Below are 17,077 nucleotides of genomic sequence, written 5' to 3' on the forward strand. Positions count from 1 at the left end.
GAAAGTTTCACCATGACCGTAGACACCCTGGCCCAGGAAATCGGCCGGATTGCCCGAAATGACGGCGATTACCAGACCGCCATACCCCAGCTGCTGATGGCCCGGCGCAGCGGCCGTACCGAGCCGCTGGCCTGCATGTACACGCTGGGCCTGGCGGTCGTGGCACAGGGCAGCAAGCGGGTGACCCTGAACGATCAGGTGGTGAACTACGCGCCCGGCCAGTCCCTGCTGGTGACGGTGGACCTGCCCGTGGTTTCGCAGGTTACCCAGGCCGATTTGGCCCAGCCCTTTCTCGGCATGCTGCTCAAGCTGGACACGCGGGCCCTGGTGCAACTGGCTGCGGACATGGAGCTGCCGCCGCTGTCGCGCGACCAGGCCGTGCTGGGCCTGTCGCTCGGCCCGCTGGAGGAGCCGCTGCTGGACGCGGTGATCCGCCTGGTGCGGCTGCTGCAGGAGCCGCTGCATATCGCGCGGCTGGCGCCCTTGATCCAGCAGGAGATCATGGTGCGTTTGCTGACCGGCCCGCACGGGCCTTATCTGCGGCAGCAGATCGCTACCGGCACGCCGGGCCACCAGGTCGCACAGGCCATCGCCTGGCTCAAGACCCACTTCAGCCAGGACGTGCTGATGGACGAACTGGCCGAGCGCGCCCACATGAGCCCGTCGACCTTCCGCCAGCACTTCCGCAGCCTCACGGGCATGAGCCCCTTGCAGTACCAGAAGCAACTGCGCCTGCAGGAGGCTCGCCAGCTCATGCTGACCCAGGCGCTGGACGCCAGCAGCACGGCCGTGCGTGTGGGGTACGAAAGCGTCTCGCAGTTCAACCGCGAGTACAGCCGCCAGTTCGGCGCGCCGCCGCAGCGCGACATCAAGCGCATGCGCGAGCTGCCCGGCGGCGGGGTGGTGCAGGCCCTGGCCTGAGTCACGCGCTGCGGTGATTTGCATGCCAGGACAAGCTGGCGCCGAAAATCAGGTCATTGGCTGGAGGGACCGGCCGGATTGGTGAAGGTCTCCTGGCAGAGGCGGCACTCGACGGTCAGCTGATCGAATTTCGGATAGGTGGCGTAGAACTTTCTGCGGGCCAGGGAGGTGGTGAGCTGCTGCGGCCTGATAGACCAGTTGGTGTACGTGGTCGGATAGCTGTAGGTGCGCGTCGTCTGGAGCGAAAAATCGCCGAGATAGACGACGGATCCGGCCTTGACGGTGAACGGTGCCGCAAGATACTTGTTCGTCATCGGGCTCGTCTTGATCTTTTCCTTGGTCAAGGTGGCATAGGTCATCCATTGGGCGATTTCATAACGACCCGGTGGCAAAGCGATCGCCACGACCTGGTTGTCGACTTCGGAGGGAAGGGCAGAGTCCTCGCCCAAGGACATGCCGTATTCCTTGTCGGAATCGAGGCTGCGGATGATGAACGCGAAGCCGTTGCTCTTGTTTCGGCTGAAGCCGCCTGCGACATAGCCGGAGGTGGCGACGGGTGCGGCGGTGTTGTCGACGGCCGGATGGATGGATGCGCATCCGGAAAGGACGAGGGCGCCAAGAAGCAGCCCGAGGTATCGGTGAAGGTTCATTGCAGTCAGTCTCCCTGTGTCAGGTAGGGCTGTCGATGGCAGCCTGCTTGTTATTTTGCGTGCAAGTTCTGACCGGATGGCAGTGACAGGGGTTGGAGCTGCTGCAAAGTTGCCCAGTTGCAACAGACATGGTGAGCTAACACGATAGGCACGCCAGGGCCCGACGGCGTGCCGGCGAATCGGGCCGTACTTGAAGCGACGCAACACCTGCCCTGCCGCGCCAGCTCACGCTGACCCGGACCAACCCGCCGCGTGTGGGTTTTTCTTGCCTCGGGAAACCCGATGGGAGTCAGCGACGCCGCAGGGCCTGGCCCAGCGTTACCCGCACCAGCAACCAGCTCATCAGCGCCGAGCCGGCGATGCCCGCCACCATGGGCAGGGCTGTGCCGTCCACGAAGAGACCGACCACGGCCATGACCGAGGCCCCCGTGGCGAACTGCAGCGTGCCCATGAGGGCCGAGGCGGTGCCGGCGATGGGGCCGTGGTCTTCCAGCGCCAGGATGGCAGTGGTGGGGATGATGAGCCCGAGGAAGCCGTAGCCCACGAAGAGCAGCGCCAGCAGCACGGGCAGGGCTTCCCCACCCAGCAGGAAGAAGGCAAGCAGCAGCGCCATGATCCCGGCGTAGCCATGGCTGGCCACACGCACCATGGGCTTGAGGCCAAAGCGCCTGCCCAGGCGGCCGGTCAGCTGCGACATGCCGATGAAGGAGGCCGCGTTGGCCGCGAACACGATGCTGTACTGGCGCGGCGTGAGGCCGTAATGGTCGATCAGCACGAAAGACGAGTTGGCCAGGTAGGCGAAGAAGCTGGCGATGCCGAAGGAGCCGATGAAGACCAGGCCCAGGAAATGGCGGTCGCGCAGCAGCGTGGCGTAGCCGCGGAAGGCCTGGCCCCAGCTGCTGCCGACACGTTGTTCAGGCGGCCGCGTTTCGCTCATGTGGGTGGCCGTCAGGATCAGGCCCAGGGCGCCGATGGCGAGCATGAACCAGAAGGCGCTGCGCCAGCCTTGCCATTCGATCAGCAGGCTGCCGGCCAGCGGCGCCAGGATGGGCGAGACGCTGAAGACCAGCATGAGCATGGACATGAGGCGCAGGGCGTCGGCACCCGTGTAGAGGTCGCGCACCACAGCGCGCGGCACCACGGTGCAGACACAGGCGCCCAGGCCCTGCACGAAGCGCATGACGACGAGTGTGTGGATGTCGGGTGCCAGCGCGCAGCCCACGCTGCCGACGGCGAACAGCGCCAGGCCGAAGTACAACGGCGGCTTGCGACCGATCTGGTCCGAGACGGGGCCGTAGATCAGCTGGCCCACACCCAGGGCGATGAAAAAGGCCATGAGGCTGGCCTGCACGGCGCCGATGGAGGCGTCCAGACTCTGCCCGATGGAGGGCAGGGCGGGCAGGTACATGTCGATGGCAAAGGGGCCGATCGCAGAGAGCAGGCCCAGGATGAGGGCGGCGCGCAGGAAGCTGTTGGTCATGAAAACCTGTGGATGGGTCGTGCAGGGGGGGTGGAATGCAGAACATTTTCACGCTTTCGCGTGATCGCACCGATGATAGTCGGCCAGCGTGTTGGGTGCCCGGGTGCGATGCGATAAGCTTCGAGAAGGCCTTGTCAGCGTTGCGCCGGCCCCGGCGCGACGCCATACGAGGCGACATGCAGACCCAGCCAGGTACGACCTCACATGGATATCCAGTCCCTGCTTGCCTCACCTGTGGCCTTGCCCAGCATTCCCCGGGTGATTGCGCTGGCGCTGACCGAGCTCAACGCCGCGGAGCCCGACGCGCTGCGTGTCAGCAGCTTGCTGGCGGTGGAGCCGGTGATGACCGCGCGCCTGCTGATGGCGGCCAACTCCGCGCGTTTCCAGCTGCGCCACCGCGTCGGGACCGTGAATGAAGCCCTGGCCATCCTGGGGCTGCGTCCGGTTCGCGACATGACCATCGAAGCCGCCATGGCCAGCGCCTTTCGCAAGGTCGGCGGCGTGGACATGAAGCAGTTCTGGCGCTACAGCCTGGACACCGCACGGCTGACGCAGCTCCTGACCCGGGCCAAGAAGGTGGAGGTCTCGCCCTATACGGTGGGTCTGGTCCATGCCCTGGGAGAACTCGTCATGCACCGCGGCATGCCCAAGGAGATGGAGCTGCTCAACCAGCGCATTGATGTCTTCGCCCCCCAGAGGGCGCGTGCCGAGCACGAACGGCTGGGTTACTGCTATGCCCAGGTCGGTGCCGCGTTTGCGCGCGCCTGGCACCTGCCCGAGGCGCTGGTGGAGACGCTGGAGCATCAGGACGCGCCCTTCGAGCGCGAGGGTTACGAGCCCATGGCCGGCATCCTGCATGTGGCTTCCTGGCGTTGCCGAGCGCACGAGATGGGCTACACGGAACGCAAGCTTGCGGTGAGCTTTCCCGACAAGACCGCCCTGGCCCTGGGCCTGGACGTGGGCGTGGTGCTGGCCCATGCGCCGGTGGACTGGGCCTCCAGCCAGGAGGCGCGGCTGTTTCTCGAATAGGGTCGGCGGCTCAGGCCGCGTAGCCGAGGACGGCGAAGAAATGCAGGCCCGTGCCGGCGGCGACAAAGCCGTGCCAGACCGCATGGGCATAGCGCACGCGTGAGTCCAGCATGAAAAAGACCACGCCCACGGTGTAGGCCAGGCCGCCCGCCACCAGCAGGGTCAGACCCGTCGAAGGCACGCGCTCCACCAGCGGCACGGCCGCGATCAGCACCAGCCAGCCCATGGCCAGGTAGAGGCCGGTGGACAGCCAGGGGTGCGAAAGGCGGTCGAAGGCCTTGAGCGTGACGCCGATGGCGGCCATGGCCCAGACCAGGCCGAACAGGGTCCAGCCCCAGGCACCACCCATGACACCCAGGGCGAAGGGCGTGTAGCTGCCGGCAATGAAGAGGTAGATGGCGCCGTGGTCCAGCTTCATGAACACACGCTTGGCGCGGCCCTGGGGCAGCGCGTGGTACAGCGTGGAGGTGAAATACAGCAGGACCATGGTGGTCGCGAACACGGCGGCGCCCACGATGTTGGCGGCGCTCAGCGGGCTGACGGCCACAAGAAGGATGGGGGCAGCGATGAGGGCGGCCAGCAAGGCCAGGCCGTGGCTCACGCTGTTGGCGATTTCCTCGCCCAGGGTCTGGGGACGTTCGGTCATGAAAACCATTCTCGCATGCGTCTGTGTACGGCCTGTGTCGCTTGATGCAGCAACCCTGCGGGAGATCAAGCCTATCGCCGATCAGGGCCTGCGCCTATTTGCGCTGGCGTTCCTTCTCGTAGTCCTCATAGGACTTGCGGTTGACGCGGCTCATGCAGTCTTCGTAGCCGCCGGGCGGGAGCTTGCGGCATTCGCTCTCGGCGCTGGCTTTGCTGCCTTCGTACCAGGCCTGGGTGGAGCAGCCGGCCAGCAGCAGCAACAAGGCGTACAGGAGATGGGTGCGGTGATGCATGGGGCGAGTTTACGGCGTGGGCAGGAGGCTTGCTAAAGTGGACGGATTGCATATCTTTCCCCGAACATGAGTCTGCATTCCGTCCGCGAATTCTTCCGATCCCGCCAGCTGGACATCCCCGTCATCGAGCTCGAGACGAGCACGGCCACCGTGGCCCTGGCCGCGCAGGCCCATGGTGTGGAAGCGGGGCGCATTGCCAAGACCCTGGCTTTCCGCCTGGGCGACGGGCACGTGGCGCTGCTGGTGTGCAGTGGCGACCGGCGCATCGACAACCGCAAGTTCAAGGAAGCCCTGGGGCGCGGTCGCATGCTGCCGCCTGATGAGGTGGCGCAACTCACCGGCCATCCGGTGGGCGGGGTCTGCCCTTTCGGCCTGGTGCAGCCGCTGCCGGTGTACCTGGACGCCTCGCTGCAAGCCTATGACGAGGTGCTGCCCGCGGCCGGCGACATCCACGCCGCGGTGCGCATCACGCCGGCCCGCCTGGCCGAGCTCACGGCGGGCTTGTGGGTGGATGTCTGCCAAGCCTGATCCCGGGCTCGTTCACTTGCCGCCCAGAGCCTGCACGCGCTCGCCGTCGCGCAGGCTGCTCGGTGGAAACAGCACCACCGGCGTTTCTGGCGCCAGCTCGCTCTTGACCCAGGCCTCGTTGCCGTTGCGTGCCAGCACCTCCACCTCGTGCAGGCGGGCACGGCCGTTCTCCACGGCGTAGAGGGCGGCGCGGGCGCCGGAGGGGAACAGGGCGCTGACCGGCACCTTGAGTGCTTCCTTTTCGGTCTGCACCACGATGCGCACGTCAGCCTTGTAGCCATCGCCCAGGGCACTCCACTGCTCGCGCGGGGAAAGGATGTCCAGCACCACGTTGACACGCTGCTCCTCCACGCCCAGGGCCGAGACCTTGGTATAGGCGGCCGGCTCCACCAGGCGCACGCGTGCGGCCAGCAGCTGCGGGCCGCCCCAGTTGGCCAGCGTGGCCGGCGTGCCGGGCTGGACCTGTGCGGCGTCTTCGGTGAGCAGGTCCACCACCACCTCGAGGTCGCCGGGGTCGCCCAGCTCCAGCAGCGCCGTGCCGGCCTGCACCAGGCTTTCGCTCTGCTGGTTGACCTTGAGCACCTTGCCCGCGATGGGCGACTTGATGGCCCAGCTGCGTTGGGTGCTGCCGCCCTGGCTGAAGGTGCGGATGGCGATGCGGGCCTGGGCCAGGTCGTGACCGGTGGCGTCTTCTTCCTGGTGTGCGCTGTCCAGTTCCTTCTGGCGCAGGCGCACGGTGAGGCGCCCGGTTTCGTTCTGCGTGGGCGAGACGAAACCCTGCTGGGCCAGGGTTTCGCTGCGCTTGAGGTCGGCCACGGCCTGGTCCAGTGCAGCCTTGGCGCGTTCCACGTTGGCGCTGGCGCGGCGCACGGCGGCTTCCATGGCACCGATGCGCTCGTTCTGTTCCTGGCGCGCGCGTTCGTCCAGCAGGCCGGGCATGACGGGCCAGAGTGTGGCCAGCAGGGCGTCGCGTGCCACGGCATCTCCCTGTTTGAGCGCCAAGCGCTGCACGCGGCCCGTGAGCGGGGTGGACACCACGTAGCGCTCGCGCAGGCGGGTCTTGCCGTCTTCCTGCACGGCGCGCTCGAACCTGCCGCGACTGACCGCGCCCAGTTCCACTTCCATGGCCTGGGGCCAGAAGGCCCAGACCAGCAGCAGAACGGACAGCCCTGCGCTACCGGCGATCCAGAGTTTTTTCCTGGTGATGTTCATGGTTGACGTCCCTAGAGTGAGGTTTCTATTCGCGTGTCTTCAATACGCCCACGAGGTCCAGCGTGTCGATGCGCCGGCGCACGATCAGTGCGCTGGCCACGCCGGCCGCCACAACGACAATGGCTGCATAGGCGTAGGTGGGTGGCTGGATGATGAGCGGGAAGAAGAATTCGTCGGTCTTGATCAGCTGCACGATGCCCGCAGCCAGCCAGTAGCCAGCCACCAGGCCCAGCGGGATGGCGATCAGGATCTCCAGCGCCAGCTCCCCCAGCAGGAAGGTGGAGACCTCGCCGCGCGTGAAGCCCAGCACCCTCAGGCTGGCCAGTTCCCAGGCGCGTTCGGCCAGCGCGATGCGCGCATGGTTGTAGACCACGCCCACGGCAATGATGGTGGCGAAGACGGTGAGGATGGCGCTGAAGACCAGCACGTTGCGCGCGGTGATTTCCTCGATGTTGCGCAGCATCACCGCCTTGCTGAAGGCCACGCCGACGCGCGGCAGGTTCTTGAGGCGCTCCAGAAGTTCGGGTTCATGGCCGGGTTCGACCAGCAGCGAAGCCATGTTGACGAGGTCACCCTCCTGCAGCAGGCGGTTCAGGCTGCGGCGCTCGATGTAGGCACCCATGCCCATCATCTCCTGCACCGTGCCCATGACCGGCAGCTCCAGCACCTGGCGCCGGCCATCGAGCAGTTCGACGCGCACGGTCTGGCCAGGCCGGATGCCCAGCCGCTGCGCCAGGCGATCGGTGAGCAGCAGGCCGTCCTGCGGTGGGGTGTAGCTGCGGCGTTCGATGTCCACGATGCGTTGCAGCTCAGGTACGGCGTCGCGACCCTGGACGCTGCCGCGCCAGTCATGCTGGCCGTACACCAGGCGCGCGTTCACGCTGCGCGTTCCTTCGACGGCCACCACATGGGGCAGGCGGGCCATCTCGTAGGTGATACGGGCGGGCGTGGCTTCGACCAGGCTCACGACCACGTCGCCGCGCAGTACCAGGCGGAACTGCGTGTGCAGCAGCAGGTCGATGGTGTCGCGCCAGAAGGTACCGCTGATGACGATGGCCATGGAGGCAGCGATGCCGAAGACGGTGAGCAGGGTGCGCAGCGGGCGCCGCTGCATGGTGCGCAGGACCATGCGCGCGGCCGGGCTGAACCAGTTGCGCAGGCCCCAGGTTTCGACGAAGCTGGGCCGGAAGCGCCCCGGCGACGGAGGGCGCATGGCCTCGGCCGGTGCCAGACTCACGGTGGCCGATATGGCATGCCAGGTGGCGCCCAGGGCGGCGAGCAGGGTGATGGCGGTGGCGGCCAGGACCAGTTCGGGCCGCACACGATGGTGCAGTTCGGGAAAACGGAACACGTCGGCATACAGGCCGGAGAACCAGTGGCCCAGCCAGGCGCCTACGCCCACGCCGATGAGCACGCCCAGCGTGACGATGAGCATGACGAGCTTGACGTAGTGCAGCCCGATGGCCCAGTTGTCGTAGCCCAGGGCCTTGAGGGCGGCGATCTGCTCGCGCTGGGTGGCGATCTGTCGGCTCAGCACCACGTTGAGCAGGAAGGCTGCCACGGCCAGGAAGATGCTGGGCAGCACGGTGCCCATGACGCGCTGCTCCTTGATCTCCGAACTGAGCATGCGGTGCGACATCTGTTCGTCGCGTCCGTAGGCCTGGACACCGCCGTAGGGTGCGAGCAGGCGGTCCAGCCCGGCGATCACCTGCCCAACGCTGGCCCCGGGTGACAGGCGCACGGCCACCTGGTTGAAGGCGCCTTCCATGTTGTAGGCGGCGGCCAGGGCCGCGCGGTCCAGCCAGAACACACCGAAGCCGCGCAGGTCGGGCGAACCGCCCATGCCGGCGAAGACGTATTCGGGCGAGAGCGCGATGCCCACGATCTGCAGGTCTTCCTTCTTGCCGTTGACCAGGGCGTGGATGCGGTCACCCGGTTGCAGCTTGCGCGCGATGGCGAAACCCTCCGACACCAGCACCTCCAGCGTGTGGTCGCGCCGGGCCGTGACCATGCGGCCGTCGCGCAGGTGGATGCGGTTGAGCTGGGGCGGGCGCTGCGGGTCGATGCCGATCAGGCGGCCGATGATGGGGTCGGACACATTGGGGATGTCCACCTGCACGATCTCGCTCAGCGAGGTCTCCACGTGCGCGGCGCCGGGCAGGGCGGCGAGCTGGCGTTCCAGCGCCAGCGGCGCGCGCTTGAGGTTGGCGAAGACGTCGGCGAAGCGCGACTCCGTGTAATAGACCTCGCGCGACCAGGACAGGGCGTCGTAGGCGCTGAAGGTGGCGATGAAACCGGCCACGCCGCTGGCCACGACGAGGGCGATGGTGATGGCCTGGCTCCACATGAGCCGCAGGTCGCGCAGCAGCTTGCGGTCCAGTGCTTTCACCAGGACAGCTCCGCCGGACTGATCTTGTGCGTGTTGACGTCCACGCGCTGTACGCGCCCGCCGCCCAGGTGCAGCACGCGGTCGGCCATGCCGGCAATGGCGGCGTTGTGCGTGATGACGATGGCGGTGGTGCCGAGTTCTCGGTTGATGCGCTCGATGACCTCGAGTACCAGCTTGCCGGTCACATAGTCCAGCGCGCCGGTGGGCTCGTCGCACAGCAGCACCTCGGGCCGCTTGACGATGGCGCGCGCGATGGCCACACGCTGCTGTTCACCGCCCGAAAGCTGGGAGGGGAAATGGTCGAGGCGCTCTTCCAGGCCGACCAGGCGCAGGGCTTCGGCGGCCGGCATGGGGTCGTGGGCGATGTCGGTGACCAACTCGACGTTCTCGCGCACGGTGAGGCTGGGGATGAGGTTGTAGAACTGGAAGACAAAACCCACATGCTCGCGCCGGTAACGGGTGAGCTCGGCGTCGCTGGCGCCGGTGAACTCGTGGTCGGCAAAGCGGGCGCTGCCGCTGCTGGGCCGGTCCAGGCCGCCCAGGATGTTGAGCAGGGTGGACTTGCCGCTGCCCGAGGGGCCGAGCAGTACGATGAATTCGCCGCGCCGGATTTCCAGGTCCACGTCCTGCAGCGCCTTGACCTCGACTTCACCCATCTGGTAGGTCTTGCACAGGGCGCGGGCGGTGAAGACGGTGTTGCTGGCGTCGTGGCTCGGGTTCATATCGTGGCGCGGATCCATGGCGGGTTCAGGCTCCGATCTTGTGCCGCCAGCGCGATGGATATCTTGATCTTGGTCATGAATCATTGCCATGATCACGGGCCGGCCTATCCCGTCTTGTCCCGGCCGGGGTGCATGCCGGGCCGGCCGTGCCCGGTGCCGGGGTGGCGACGGTTACAAGTTCAGGTACTGCTGCAGGATTTGTAGCAAAGTTGTTGATTCTTCATGGCCTTATCGCTGCACAGAGCCATTCCTTGGCATAAAATCGGCAGCGTCGGCCTGGATTCCAGGGTGGTGGCTGGCACGAAATTCCCATGAAGTCTTCCGATTCAGAACTGATAGATATCAACGAGCTGCGCGTCGGCCTGTACGTCGAGCTCGAACTGGGCTGGATGTCGCATCCCTTTCCCACGGGCAGTTTCAAGATCAGTTCCAACCGCCAGATCGAGACCATCCGCGGCCTGGGTCTGAAGCAGGTGCGCTTCGTGCCGTCCAAGAGCGATCCGCCGCTGGACGCGCCGTCCAGCCACCCGTCCATGGACGAGACCGCGGCCGCACGGGCCCTGGCCCAGGAGCGCGAGTTCCGCCGCCACCGCGCCCAGCAGATCGAAGCCCAGCAGAAGAGCCTGAAGCTCTGCGAGCAGAAATTCGGCGCGGCCCAGCAGCTGTTCAAGCGTGTGCAGGAATCTGTGCTGGAGCAGCCGCAGGCCGTGCGTGACGACTGTGTGGCCATGATCACCGCGGCCATCCGTGAAATGGAATGTGACGGCGAAGCCGCCATCCGCCTGCTCTCCGAAGGCGTGGGTGAACGCGCCGCCATGCACCCTGTCAATGTCTCGGTGATGAGCGTGCTGCTGGGCAAGGCCATGGGCCTGGCCGGGCAGGACCTGGTGGACCTGGGTGTGGGGGCCTTCCTGCACGATGTGGGCAAGCTGCAGCTGCCGCAGCGTGTGCGCTGGTTCGAGGATGGCTTTTCCATCGAGGATTTCAAGCAGTACCAGGAGCATGTTGGCAAGGGCGTGGCCATTGCCAACCGCATGCAGCTCACCGAAGGCGCGCTGATGGCCATCGCCCAGCACCACGAGCTGATGGACGGCACCGGTTTCCCCATGCGCCCGCCGGGCAGCGAGCTGACGCTGGGCGCCCGCATCCTCGCCCTGGTCAACCGTTACGACAACCTGTGCAATCCGTTGCGCCAGGTCGCGGCACTGACGCCGCACGAGGCCCTGTCCCTGCTATTTGCACAGCACAAGGCACGTTTCGACAACGTCGTGCTCAGCGCCTTCATCCGCATGATGGGTGTGTACCCGCCCGGTTCGGTGGTGCAGCTGATCGACGGCCGTTACGCCCTGGTGGTATCGGTCAATTCCGTGCGACCGCTCAAGCCGCGTGTCATCGTGCACGAGCCCACGGTGCCCAAGCACGAGGCCCTGATCCTGGACCTGGAAAGCCAGCCGGGCATCGGTATCCGCCGCAGCCTCAAGCCGGCAGGCCTGCCGGCCGACGCGCTGGACTACCTGGGCCCGCGCCAGCGCATTGCCTACTACTTCGAGAGCTCGGGGCCGGCACCCCTGTCCGACGCCTGAGGCCAGCCGGTCTTCGCCGGCAAGCAAAAAGCCAGGGTACGCCCTGGCTTTTTTCATGGGGCGACGGCCCGCGGGCCGTCGTCGCGCGGTCAGATCGCCTTGGCGGCGCGCAGTTCGTCGAGCTGGGCCTGGGTGTAGCCCATCTGTGTCAGCACTTCCACGGTGTGCTCGCCCAGCAGCGGTGAGCGCGTGACTTCGGTCGGGCTGTCCGAGAGCTTGATGGGGTTGCCCACGCTGAGGTACTTGCCGCGCACGGGGTGGTCGATTTCCACGATGGTGCCGGTTTCGCGCAGCGACTGGTCTTCGGCGATTTCCTTCATGGACAGGATGGGGCCGCAGGGGATGTCGAACTCGTTGAGGATGTCCATGGCCTCGAACTTGGTCTTGGTCTTGGTCCATTCCTCGATGCGCGCGAAGATCATCTTCTGGTGCGGCAGGCGGGCCTGCGGCGTGGCGAAATGCGGGTTGGTGATCCAGTCGTCCTCGCCGATCACCTTGCAGATGGCCTGCCAGGCGTTGGACTGGGTGATGAAGTAGATGTAGGCGTTGGGGTCTTTCTGCCAGCCCTTGCACTTGAGCACAGCGCCCGGTTGGCCGCCACCCGAGGCGTTGCCGGCGCGCGGCACGGCTTCACCGAACTCGATCTCGGGGTACTGGGGATACTCCTTGAGCGCGCCGGTGCGTTCCAGGCGCTGCTGGTCGCGCAGCTTGACGCGGCACAGGTTGAGCACGGCGTCCTGCATCGCGGCCAGCACCTTCTGGCCGCGGCCGGTTTTTTCGCGCTGGTAGAGAGCGGTGACGATGCCCAGGGCCAGGTGCAGGCCGGTGCCGCTGTCGCCGATCTGGGCGCCTGTGACCATGGGCACGCCATCCGGGTCACCGGTGGTGGAGGCGGCGCCGCCGGTGCACTGGGCCACGTTCTCGTAGACCTTGCAGTCCACGTAGGGGCCAGGGCCGAAACCCTTGACCGAAGCCAGGATGATGCGCGGATTGATCTCCTGGATCTTCTCCCAGGGGAAACCCATGCGGTCGAGTGCGCCGGGGGCGAAGTTCTCGACCATCACGTCGCATTCCTTGATCAGCTTGACCAGCACTTCCTTGCCCTTGGGGTTCTTGGTGTCCAGGGTGATGGAACGCTTGTTGTGGTTGAGCATGGTGAAGTACAGGCTGTCGGCGCCTTCGACATCACGCAGCTGCGCACGCGTGGCGTCACCTTCGCCGGCCTTCTCCACCTTGATCACATCCGCGCCGAACCACGCCAGCAACTGGGTGCAGGTCGGTCCCGACTGCACATGCGTGAAGTCGAGGATGCGGACTCCTTCGAGGGCTTTGGTCATGAATGAACTCCTGGTTCTAATGATAAAAAATTCTTATACGTTGACCGCTCAGGTCTTCTATATGACTTGAACATTATAGGGGCTTCATTTCGGCGAAACATTGTCGTTTTTTATGTGCTCGCAGGGCCGCACTGATACATGCTTTCGGAGGCGGCGGCAAAGGTCGTTGCGACGACAGTGTGAGTGTGTCAGGAGCAAAAAAAACGGCGCCCGAAGGCGCCGTTTCATATCCGAGCAGCAGGGTCTCAGACGGCTTTCTTGCTGTGCATGGCCGTGATCTGTTCCTTGCTGTAGCCCAGCTCGGCCAGCACCTGGTCGGTGTGCTCGCCCAGCAGCGGGGAAGCCGTGACTTCGGGCTTGAGGTCCGAGAACTTGATCGGGCTGCCGATAGTGAAGTAGCTGCCGCGCACGGGGTGGGGCACTTCAACGATGGAGCCGCTCTTGCGCAGGGACTCGTCAACCAGCAGTTCCTTCATGGACAGCACCGGGGCGCAAGGAATGTCGAACTTGCGGAAGATGTCCACAGCTTCGAACTTCGTCTTGTCCTTGATGAAGTCTTCGATGGTGGCGAAGATGTCCATGATGTGCGGCTGGCGGGCCTTGGGGGTCGTGTACTTGGGGTCCGTCTTCCACTCGGGTTTGCCCAGAGCGTCGCAGATAGGTTCCCAGGCGTGGCCCTGCACCGTGAAATAGATGTAGGCGTTGGGGTCGGTCTCCCAGCCCTTGCACTTCAGGATCCAGCCCGGCTGGCCGCCGCCGCCGGCGTTGCCGCCGCGCGGGGTGACCTTGTCCTTGAAGGCTTCCATCTCGTGGGGGTACTGGGGATATTCTTCCAGGTAGCCCAGGCGTTCCAGACGCTGCTGGTCGCGCATCTTCACGCGGCACAGGTTCAGCACGGCGTCCTGCATGGACACGGCAACCTTCTGGCCCTTGCCGGTCTGCTGGCGGCCGATGATGGCGGTCAGGATACCGATGGCCAGGTGCATGCCGGTGTTGGAGTCACCGAGCGCGGCGGCGGAGATGGTGGGCTGCGAGTTCTCGCCCTTCCACCAGCCGGTGGTCGAGGCGGAACCGCCGGCGCACTGCGCCACGTTTTCGTAGACCTTCAGGTCTTCGTAGTGGTGGCCGTCGCTGAAGCCCTTGACCGAAGCCAGGACCATGCCGGGGTTCAGCTTCTGGATGTACTCCCAGGTGAAACCCATGCGGTCCAGGGCGCCGGGACCGAAGTTCTCGACCATGACGTCGGACTTCTTGATCAGCTTCTCCAGCACTTCCTTGCCTTCGGCGGTCTTGGTGTCCAGCGTCAGCGAACGCTTGTTGCTGTTGAGCATGGTGAAGTACAGCGCGTCGGCATCGGGGATGTCGCGCAGCTGGCTGCGGGTGACGTCGCCGGCGCCCGGGCGCTCGACCTTGATCACGTCAGCGCCGAACCAGGCCAGGAGCTGGGTACAGGCGGGACCGGCTTGCACGTGTGTGAAGTCGATGATCTTGATGCCCTTGAGGGGTTTGTTGGACATGTTGCAGTTCTCCTTGTGGGTTGTTGCGCTTTTAGAAATCAGTGCTTCTTGGTCGCAACACTGGCCGGGTTGAGGCTGGTGATGCGGCCGCTCTCGGTGCCGGCGGTCTCGTCGATGACGGCATTGATCAGGGTGGGCTTGCGCGACTTGATGGCTTCTTCCATCGCCTTGCGCAGCTCAGCCGGGGTGGTGGCGTTGACGCCGACACCGCCGAAGGCTTCCATGAGCTTGTCGTAGCGCGCGCCCTTGACGAACACGGTCGGGGCCACGTCGGCGCCACCGGTCGGGTTGACGTCGGTACCGCGGTACACGCCATTGTTGTTCATGATGACGATACAGACCGGCAGGTTGTAGCGGCAGATGGTCTCGACTTCCATGCCGCTGAAACCGAAGGCGCTGTCGCCCTCGACCGCGATCACGGGCTGGCCGGATTCGACGGCGGCGGCCACGGCAAAACCCATGCCGATGCCCATCACGCCCCAGGTGCCCACGTCCAGGCGCTTGCGCGGCTTGTACATGTCGACAATGGAACGGGTGAAGTCGAGCGCGTTGGCGCCTTCGTTGACCAGCATGGCGTCGGGGTTGGCCTTGACGATGTCGCGCACCACGTTCAGCGCGCTGTGGAAGTTCATCGGCTTGGGATCCTTGGCCAGGGTCTCGGCCATCTTGGCGACGTTCTTGGTCTTGCGCTCGTTGATCGCGCCGGTCCATTCGACCGGGGGCTTGGCCCAGTTGCTGCCGATGCCGGCAAGCAGGGCAGAGACGCAGGAGCCGACGTCACCCACCAGCGGGGCGTCGATGGCCACGTTGCTGTCGGCTTCGATCGGGGAGATGTCGATCTGGATGAACTTCTGGGCACCCCAGTCCTTGTGGTCCTTGCCACCCCAGGTCTTGCCCTTGCCGTGCGAGAGCAGCCAGTTCAGGCGGGCGCCGATCAGCAGCACCACGTCGGCTTCGGGCAGCACGTAGGAACGGGCGGCGGCGGCAGACTGGTCGTGCGTGTCGGGCAGGATGCCCTTGGCCATGGACATGGGCAGGTAGGGGATGCCGGTCTTCTCGACCAGGGCCTTGATCTCGGCGTCGGCCTTGGCGTAAGCCGCGCCCTTGCCCAGCAGGATCAGGGGCTTCTTGGCGCCCTTGAGCAGGTCCAGTGCGCGCTTGACGGCGTCGGGGCCGGGGATCTGGCGCGGAACCGGATCGACCACCTTGATCAGCGAAGCCTTGCCGGCTGCGGCGTCCATGGCTTGCGAGAACAGCTTGGCCGGCAGGTCCAGGTAGACGCCGCCCGGGCGGCCGGAAACGGCGGCGCGGATGGCGCGGGCGATGCCCACGCCGATGTCTTCAGCGTTGAGCACGCGGAAGGCGGCCTTGCACAGGGGCTTGGCGATGGCCAGCTGGTCCATTTCCTCGTAGTCGCCCTGTTGCAGGTCGACGATCTCGCGCTCGGAGGAGCCGGAGATCAGGATCATGGGCCAGCAGTTGGTCGTGGCGTTGGCCAGCGCGACCAGACCGTTCAGGAAACCGGGGGCGGACACCGTGAGGCACACGCCGGGGATACCCTCGGCGCCGTTCAGGAAGCCGGCGATGGCGGCGGCATTGCCGGCGTTGGCTTCGTGGCGGAAGGAGATCACGCGCAGGCCTTCGGCCTGCAGCATGCGGGTCAGATCGGTGATCGGAATGCCCGGCAGGCCGTAGATGTTTTTGATGCCGTTGAGTTTCAGGGCATCGATGACCAGGTGGAAACCGTCGGTCAGTTCTCTGGTTTGAGCGTCGTTGGACATGGTGTAGTCTCTCTCGGTTTTAGACGTCTTTGGAAGTCGGGCGACCCGGCTGGCAAATACCTGCTGCTCCTCGAATCTGGCTGGCCCCGGGAGCGCGCAATCGGGGTAACCGCGATGTGTGGTGCCCTCGCGCGACTCGCGCTGGCGGGGGCCAATTGCATCGACGGGTTATGATAGGAAGCGATTCAGTTTCCGCCATTGACCACGGTCAATTTTCGGGACAAATATCCGGTTCCCGAGGGGGATCGGCCCGATACCGGCGCGAGCACGCAATCCCGACCCTGGCCCATGACATCCATCGAGAATCACCCCGAAAAGAACATCATCCGGGTTCAACTCCGACAGAACGACGTGCTCAAGGGCATGGGCGCGGCGTCGCACGAGGAGCTGGAGCAGCATCTGACGGTGGTGGACTGCAACAAGGGCGACTTCCTGCTGCACCAGGGGGTGCACGAGATGGAGCAGTACTTCATCCTCGACGGCGTGCTCAAACGGGTGGTGGCCAATCCCCAGGGCAAGGAAATGATCCTGCGCTTCGCTGCCGAGCGGGAGATGGAAACCAGCTACGCAGCATGGTCTCTCAAGACGCCCACGCCCTACAGCATCGTCTCGGTGACCAAGGCGCGGGTGGTCAAGCTGCCCATGCCCGAGTGGATCGCCTTTCTGGAGCGCCACGCCGAGGAAAAACGCCTGTTCGAGTACTGCGTGATGAACCTGATGAGCGAAATCATGGCCCACACCATCACGCTGCACCTGCTGGATGCACCGGGTCGTGTGCACCGCTTCCTGCGCAAGCATCCCGAGCTGTTCGACCGCATTCCCAAGAAGGAGCTCGCGGCCTACCTGAACCTCTCGGCCGAGACGCTGAGCCGTCTCAAGCAGCGCGGGAAGATCTAGCCTTATTCTTTTCACTGACCCAAAAAAACAGGGCCTGTTCCGTGAGGAAGCAGGCCCTGTTTCCTTGCCCCTGAGGGAAGGAGAGGAGGGGGT

At 65.5% G+C, this 17,077-nt stretch carries 15 protein-coding genes; 5 read left to right on the forward strand and 10 right to left on the reverse strand.

Translation table 11 applies throughout. The features are described from left to right. Positions 1–12: 12 nt before the first annotated feature. Positions 13–921, forward strand: a complete 909-nt coding sequence (locus AC07NT_RS06255; protein WP_498597303.1) for an AraC family transcriptional regulator — start codon at positions 13–15, stop codon at positions 919–921. A 53-nt stretch (positions 922–974) separates the two neighbouring features. Here AC07NT_RS06255 and AC07NT_RS06260 read toward each other — a convergent pair whose 3' ends face one another. Together AC07NT_RS06260 and AC07NT_RS06265 are read right to left on the reverse strand one after the other, a co-directional pair. Continuing rightward, positions 975–1,571: a hypothetical protein gene (locus AC07NT_RS06260; protein WP_498597302.1), complete on the reverse strand. Its 597-nt coding sequence runs from the start codon at positions 1,569–1,571 to the stop codon at positions 975–977. A gap of 289 nt (positions 1,572–1,860) precedes the next feature. Then, entirely contained in the window at positions 1,861–3,051 is a 1,191-nt protein-coding gene (locus AC07NT_RS06265; protein WP_498597301.1) for a multidrug effflux MFS transporter, read from the reverse strand. A gap of 204 nt (positions 3,052–3,255) precedes the next feature. Here AC07NT_RS06265 and AC07NT_RS06270 point away from each other — a divergent pair, with 204 nt between their 5' ends. After that, positions 3,256–4,080 (forward strand): HDOD domain-containing protein, encoded by an 825-nt coding sequence (locus AC07NT_RS06270; RefSeq protein ID WP_498597300.1) that lies wholly within the window; start codon positions 3,256–3,258, stop codon positions 4,078–4,080. A 10-nt stretch (positions 4,081–4,090) separates the two neighbouring features. Here the strand turns inward: AC07NT_RS06270 and trhA are convergent, their stop codons facing one another. Then, positions 4,091–4,735, reverse strand: a complete 645-nt coding sequence (gene trhA, locus AC07NT_RS06275; RefSeq protein WP_498597299.1) for a PAQR family membrane homeostasis protein TrhA — start codon at positions 4,733–4,735, stop codon at positions 4,091–4,093. Between the two features lie 85 nt (positions 4,736–4,820). Beyond that, on the reverse strand, positions 4,821–5,018 hold the full coding sequence (locus AC07NT_RS06280) for a hypothetical protein (RefSeq protein WP_498597298.1): 198 nt from the start codon (positions 5,016–5,018) through the stop codon (positions 4,821–4,823). A 66-nt stretch (positions 5,019–5,084) separates the two neighbouring features. On the opposite strand from AC07NT_RS06280, the gene AC07NT_RS06285 reads away from it, so the two are divergent. After that, entirely contained in the window at positions 5,085–5,546 is a 462-nt protein-coding gene (locus AC07NT_RS06285) for a YbaK/EbsC family protein (protein ID WP_498597297.1), read from the forward strand. 12 nt (positions 5,547–5,558) lie between these two features. Here AC07NT_RS06285 and AC07NT_RS06290 read toward each other — a convergent pair whose 3' ends face one another. From AC07NT_RS06290 to AC07NT_RS06300, 3 genes are read right to left on the reverse strand one after another with little or no spacing between them, the layout of a single operon-like run. Next, positions 5,559–6,758 carry an efflux RND transporter periplasmic adaptor subunit gene (locus AC07NT_RS06290; RefSeq protein ID WP_498597296.1) on the reverse strand — a complete coding sequence of 400 codons (1,200 nt, stop codon included), beginning with the start codon at positions 6,756–6,758 and terminating at the stop codon, positions 5,559–5,561. 25 nt (positions 6,759–6,783) lie between these two features. Then, positions 6,784–9,147 (reverse strand): ABC transporter permease, encoded by a 2,364-nt coding sequence (locus AC07NT_RS06295; RefSeq protein WP_498597295.1) that lies wholly within the window; start codon positions 9,145–9,147, stop codon positions 6,784–6,786. Beyond that, positions 9,144–9,887: an ABC transporter ATP-binding protein gene (locus AC07NT_RS06300; RefSeq protein ID WP_498597294.1), complete on the reverse strand. Its 744-nt coding sequence runs from the start codon at positions 9,885–9,887 to the stop codon at positions 9,144–9,146. The genes AC07NT_RS06295 and AC07NT_RS06300 overlap by 4 nt, the downstream gene beginning before the upstream one ends. Positions 9,888–10,180: 293 nt before the next feature. Between AC07NT_RS06300 and AC07NT_RS06305 the strand changes: the two genes are divergently transcribed. Then, on the forward strand, positions 10,181–11,452 hold the full coding sequence (locus tag AC07NT_RS06305) for an HD-GYP domain-containing protein (RefSeq protein ID WP_498597293.1): 1,272 nt from the start codon (positions 10,181–10,183) through the stop codon (positions 11,450–11,452). A gap of 89 nt (positions 11,453–11,541) precedes the next feature. Here the strand turns inward: AC07NT_RS06305 and frc (AC07NT_RS06310) are convergent, their stop codons facing one another. The 3 genes from frc (AC07NT_RS06310) to oxc all read right to left on the reverse strand — a co-directional run bounded on the left by frc (AC07NT_RS06310) (position 11,542) and on the right by oxc (position 16,087). After that, positions 11,542–12,789 carry a formyl-CoA transferase gene (gene frc, locus AC07NT_RS06310; RefSeq protein WP_498597292.1) on the reverse strand — a complete coding sequence of 416 codons (1,248 nt, stop codon included), beginning with the start codon at positions 12,787–12,789 and terminating at the stop codon, positions 11,542–11,544. A 245-nt stretch (positions 12,790–13,034) separates the two neighbouring features. After that, entirely contained in the window at positions 13,035–14,306 is a 1,272-nt protein-coding gene (gene frc, locus AC07NT_RS06315) for a formyl-CoA transferase (protein WP_498597291.1), read from the reverse strand. 38 nt (positions 14,307–14,344) lie between these two features. Next, on the reverse strand, positions 14,345–16,087 hold the full coding sequence (gene oxc, locus AC07NT_RS06320; protein ID WP_498597290.1) for an oxalyl-CoA decarboxylase: 1,743 nt from the start codon (positions 16,085–16,087) through the stop codon (positions 14,345–14,347). Positions 16,088–16,375: 288 nt separating this feature from the next. Between oxc and AC07NT_RS06325 the strand changes: the two genes are divergently transcribed. After that, positions 16,376–16,984 (forward strand): Crp/Fnr family transcriptional regulator, encoded by a 609-nt coding sequence (locus tag AC07NT_RS06325; RefSeq protein ID WP_498597289.1) that lies wholly within the window; start codon positions 16,376–16,378, stop codon positions 16,982–16,984. Positions 16,985–17,077 lie beyond the last annotated feature (93 nt).

This window comes from Hylemonella sp. GW821-FHT10B10, from assembly GCF_059415585.1.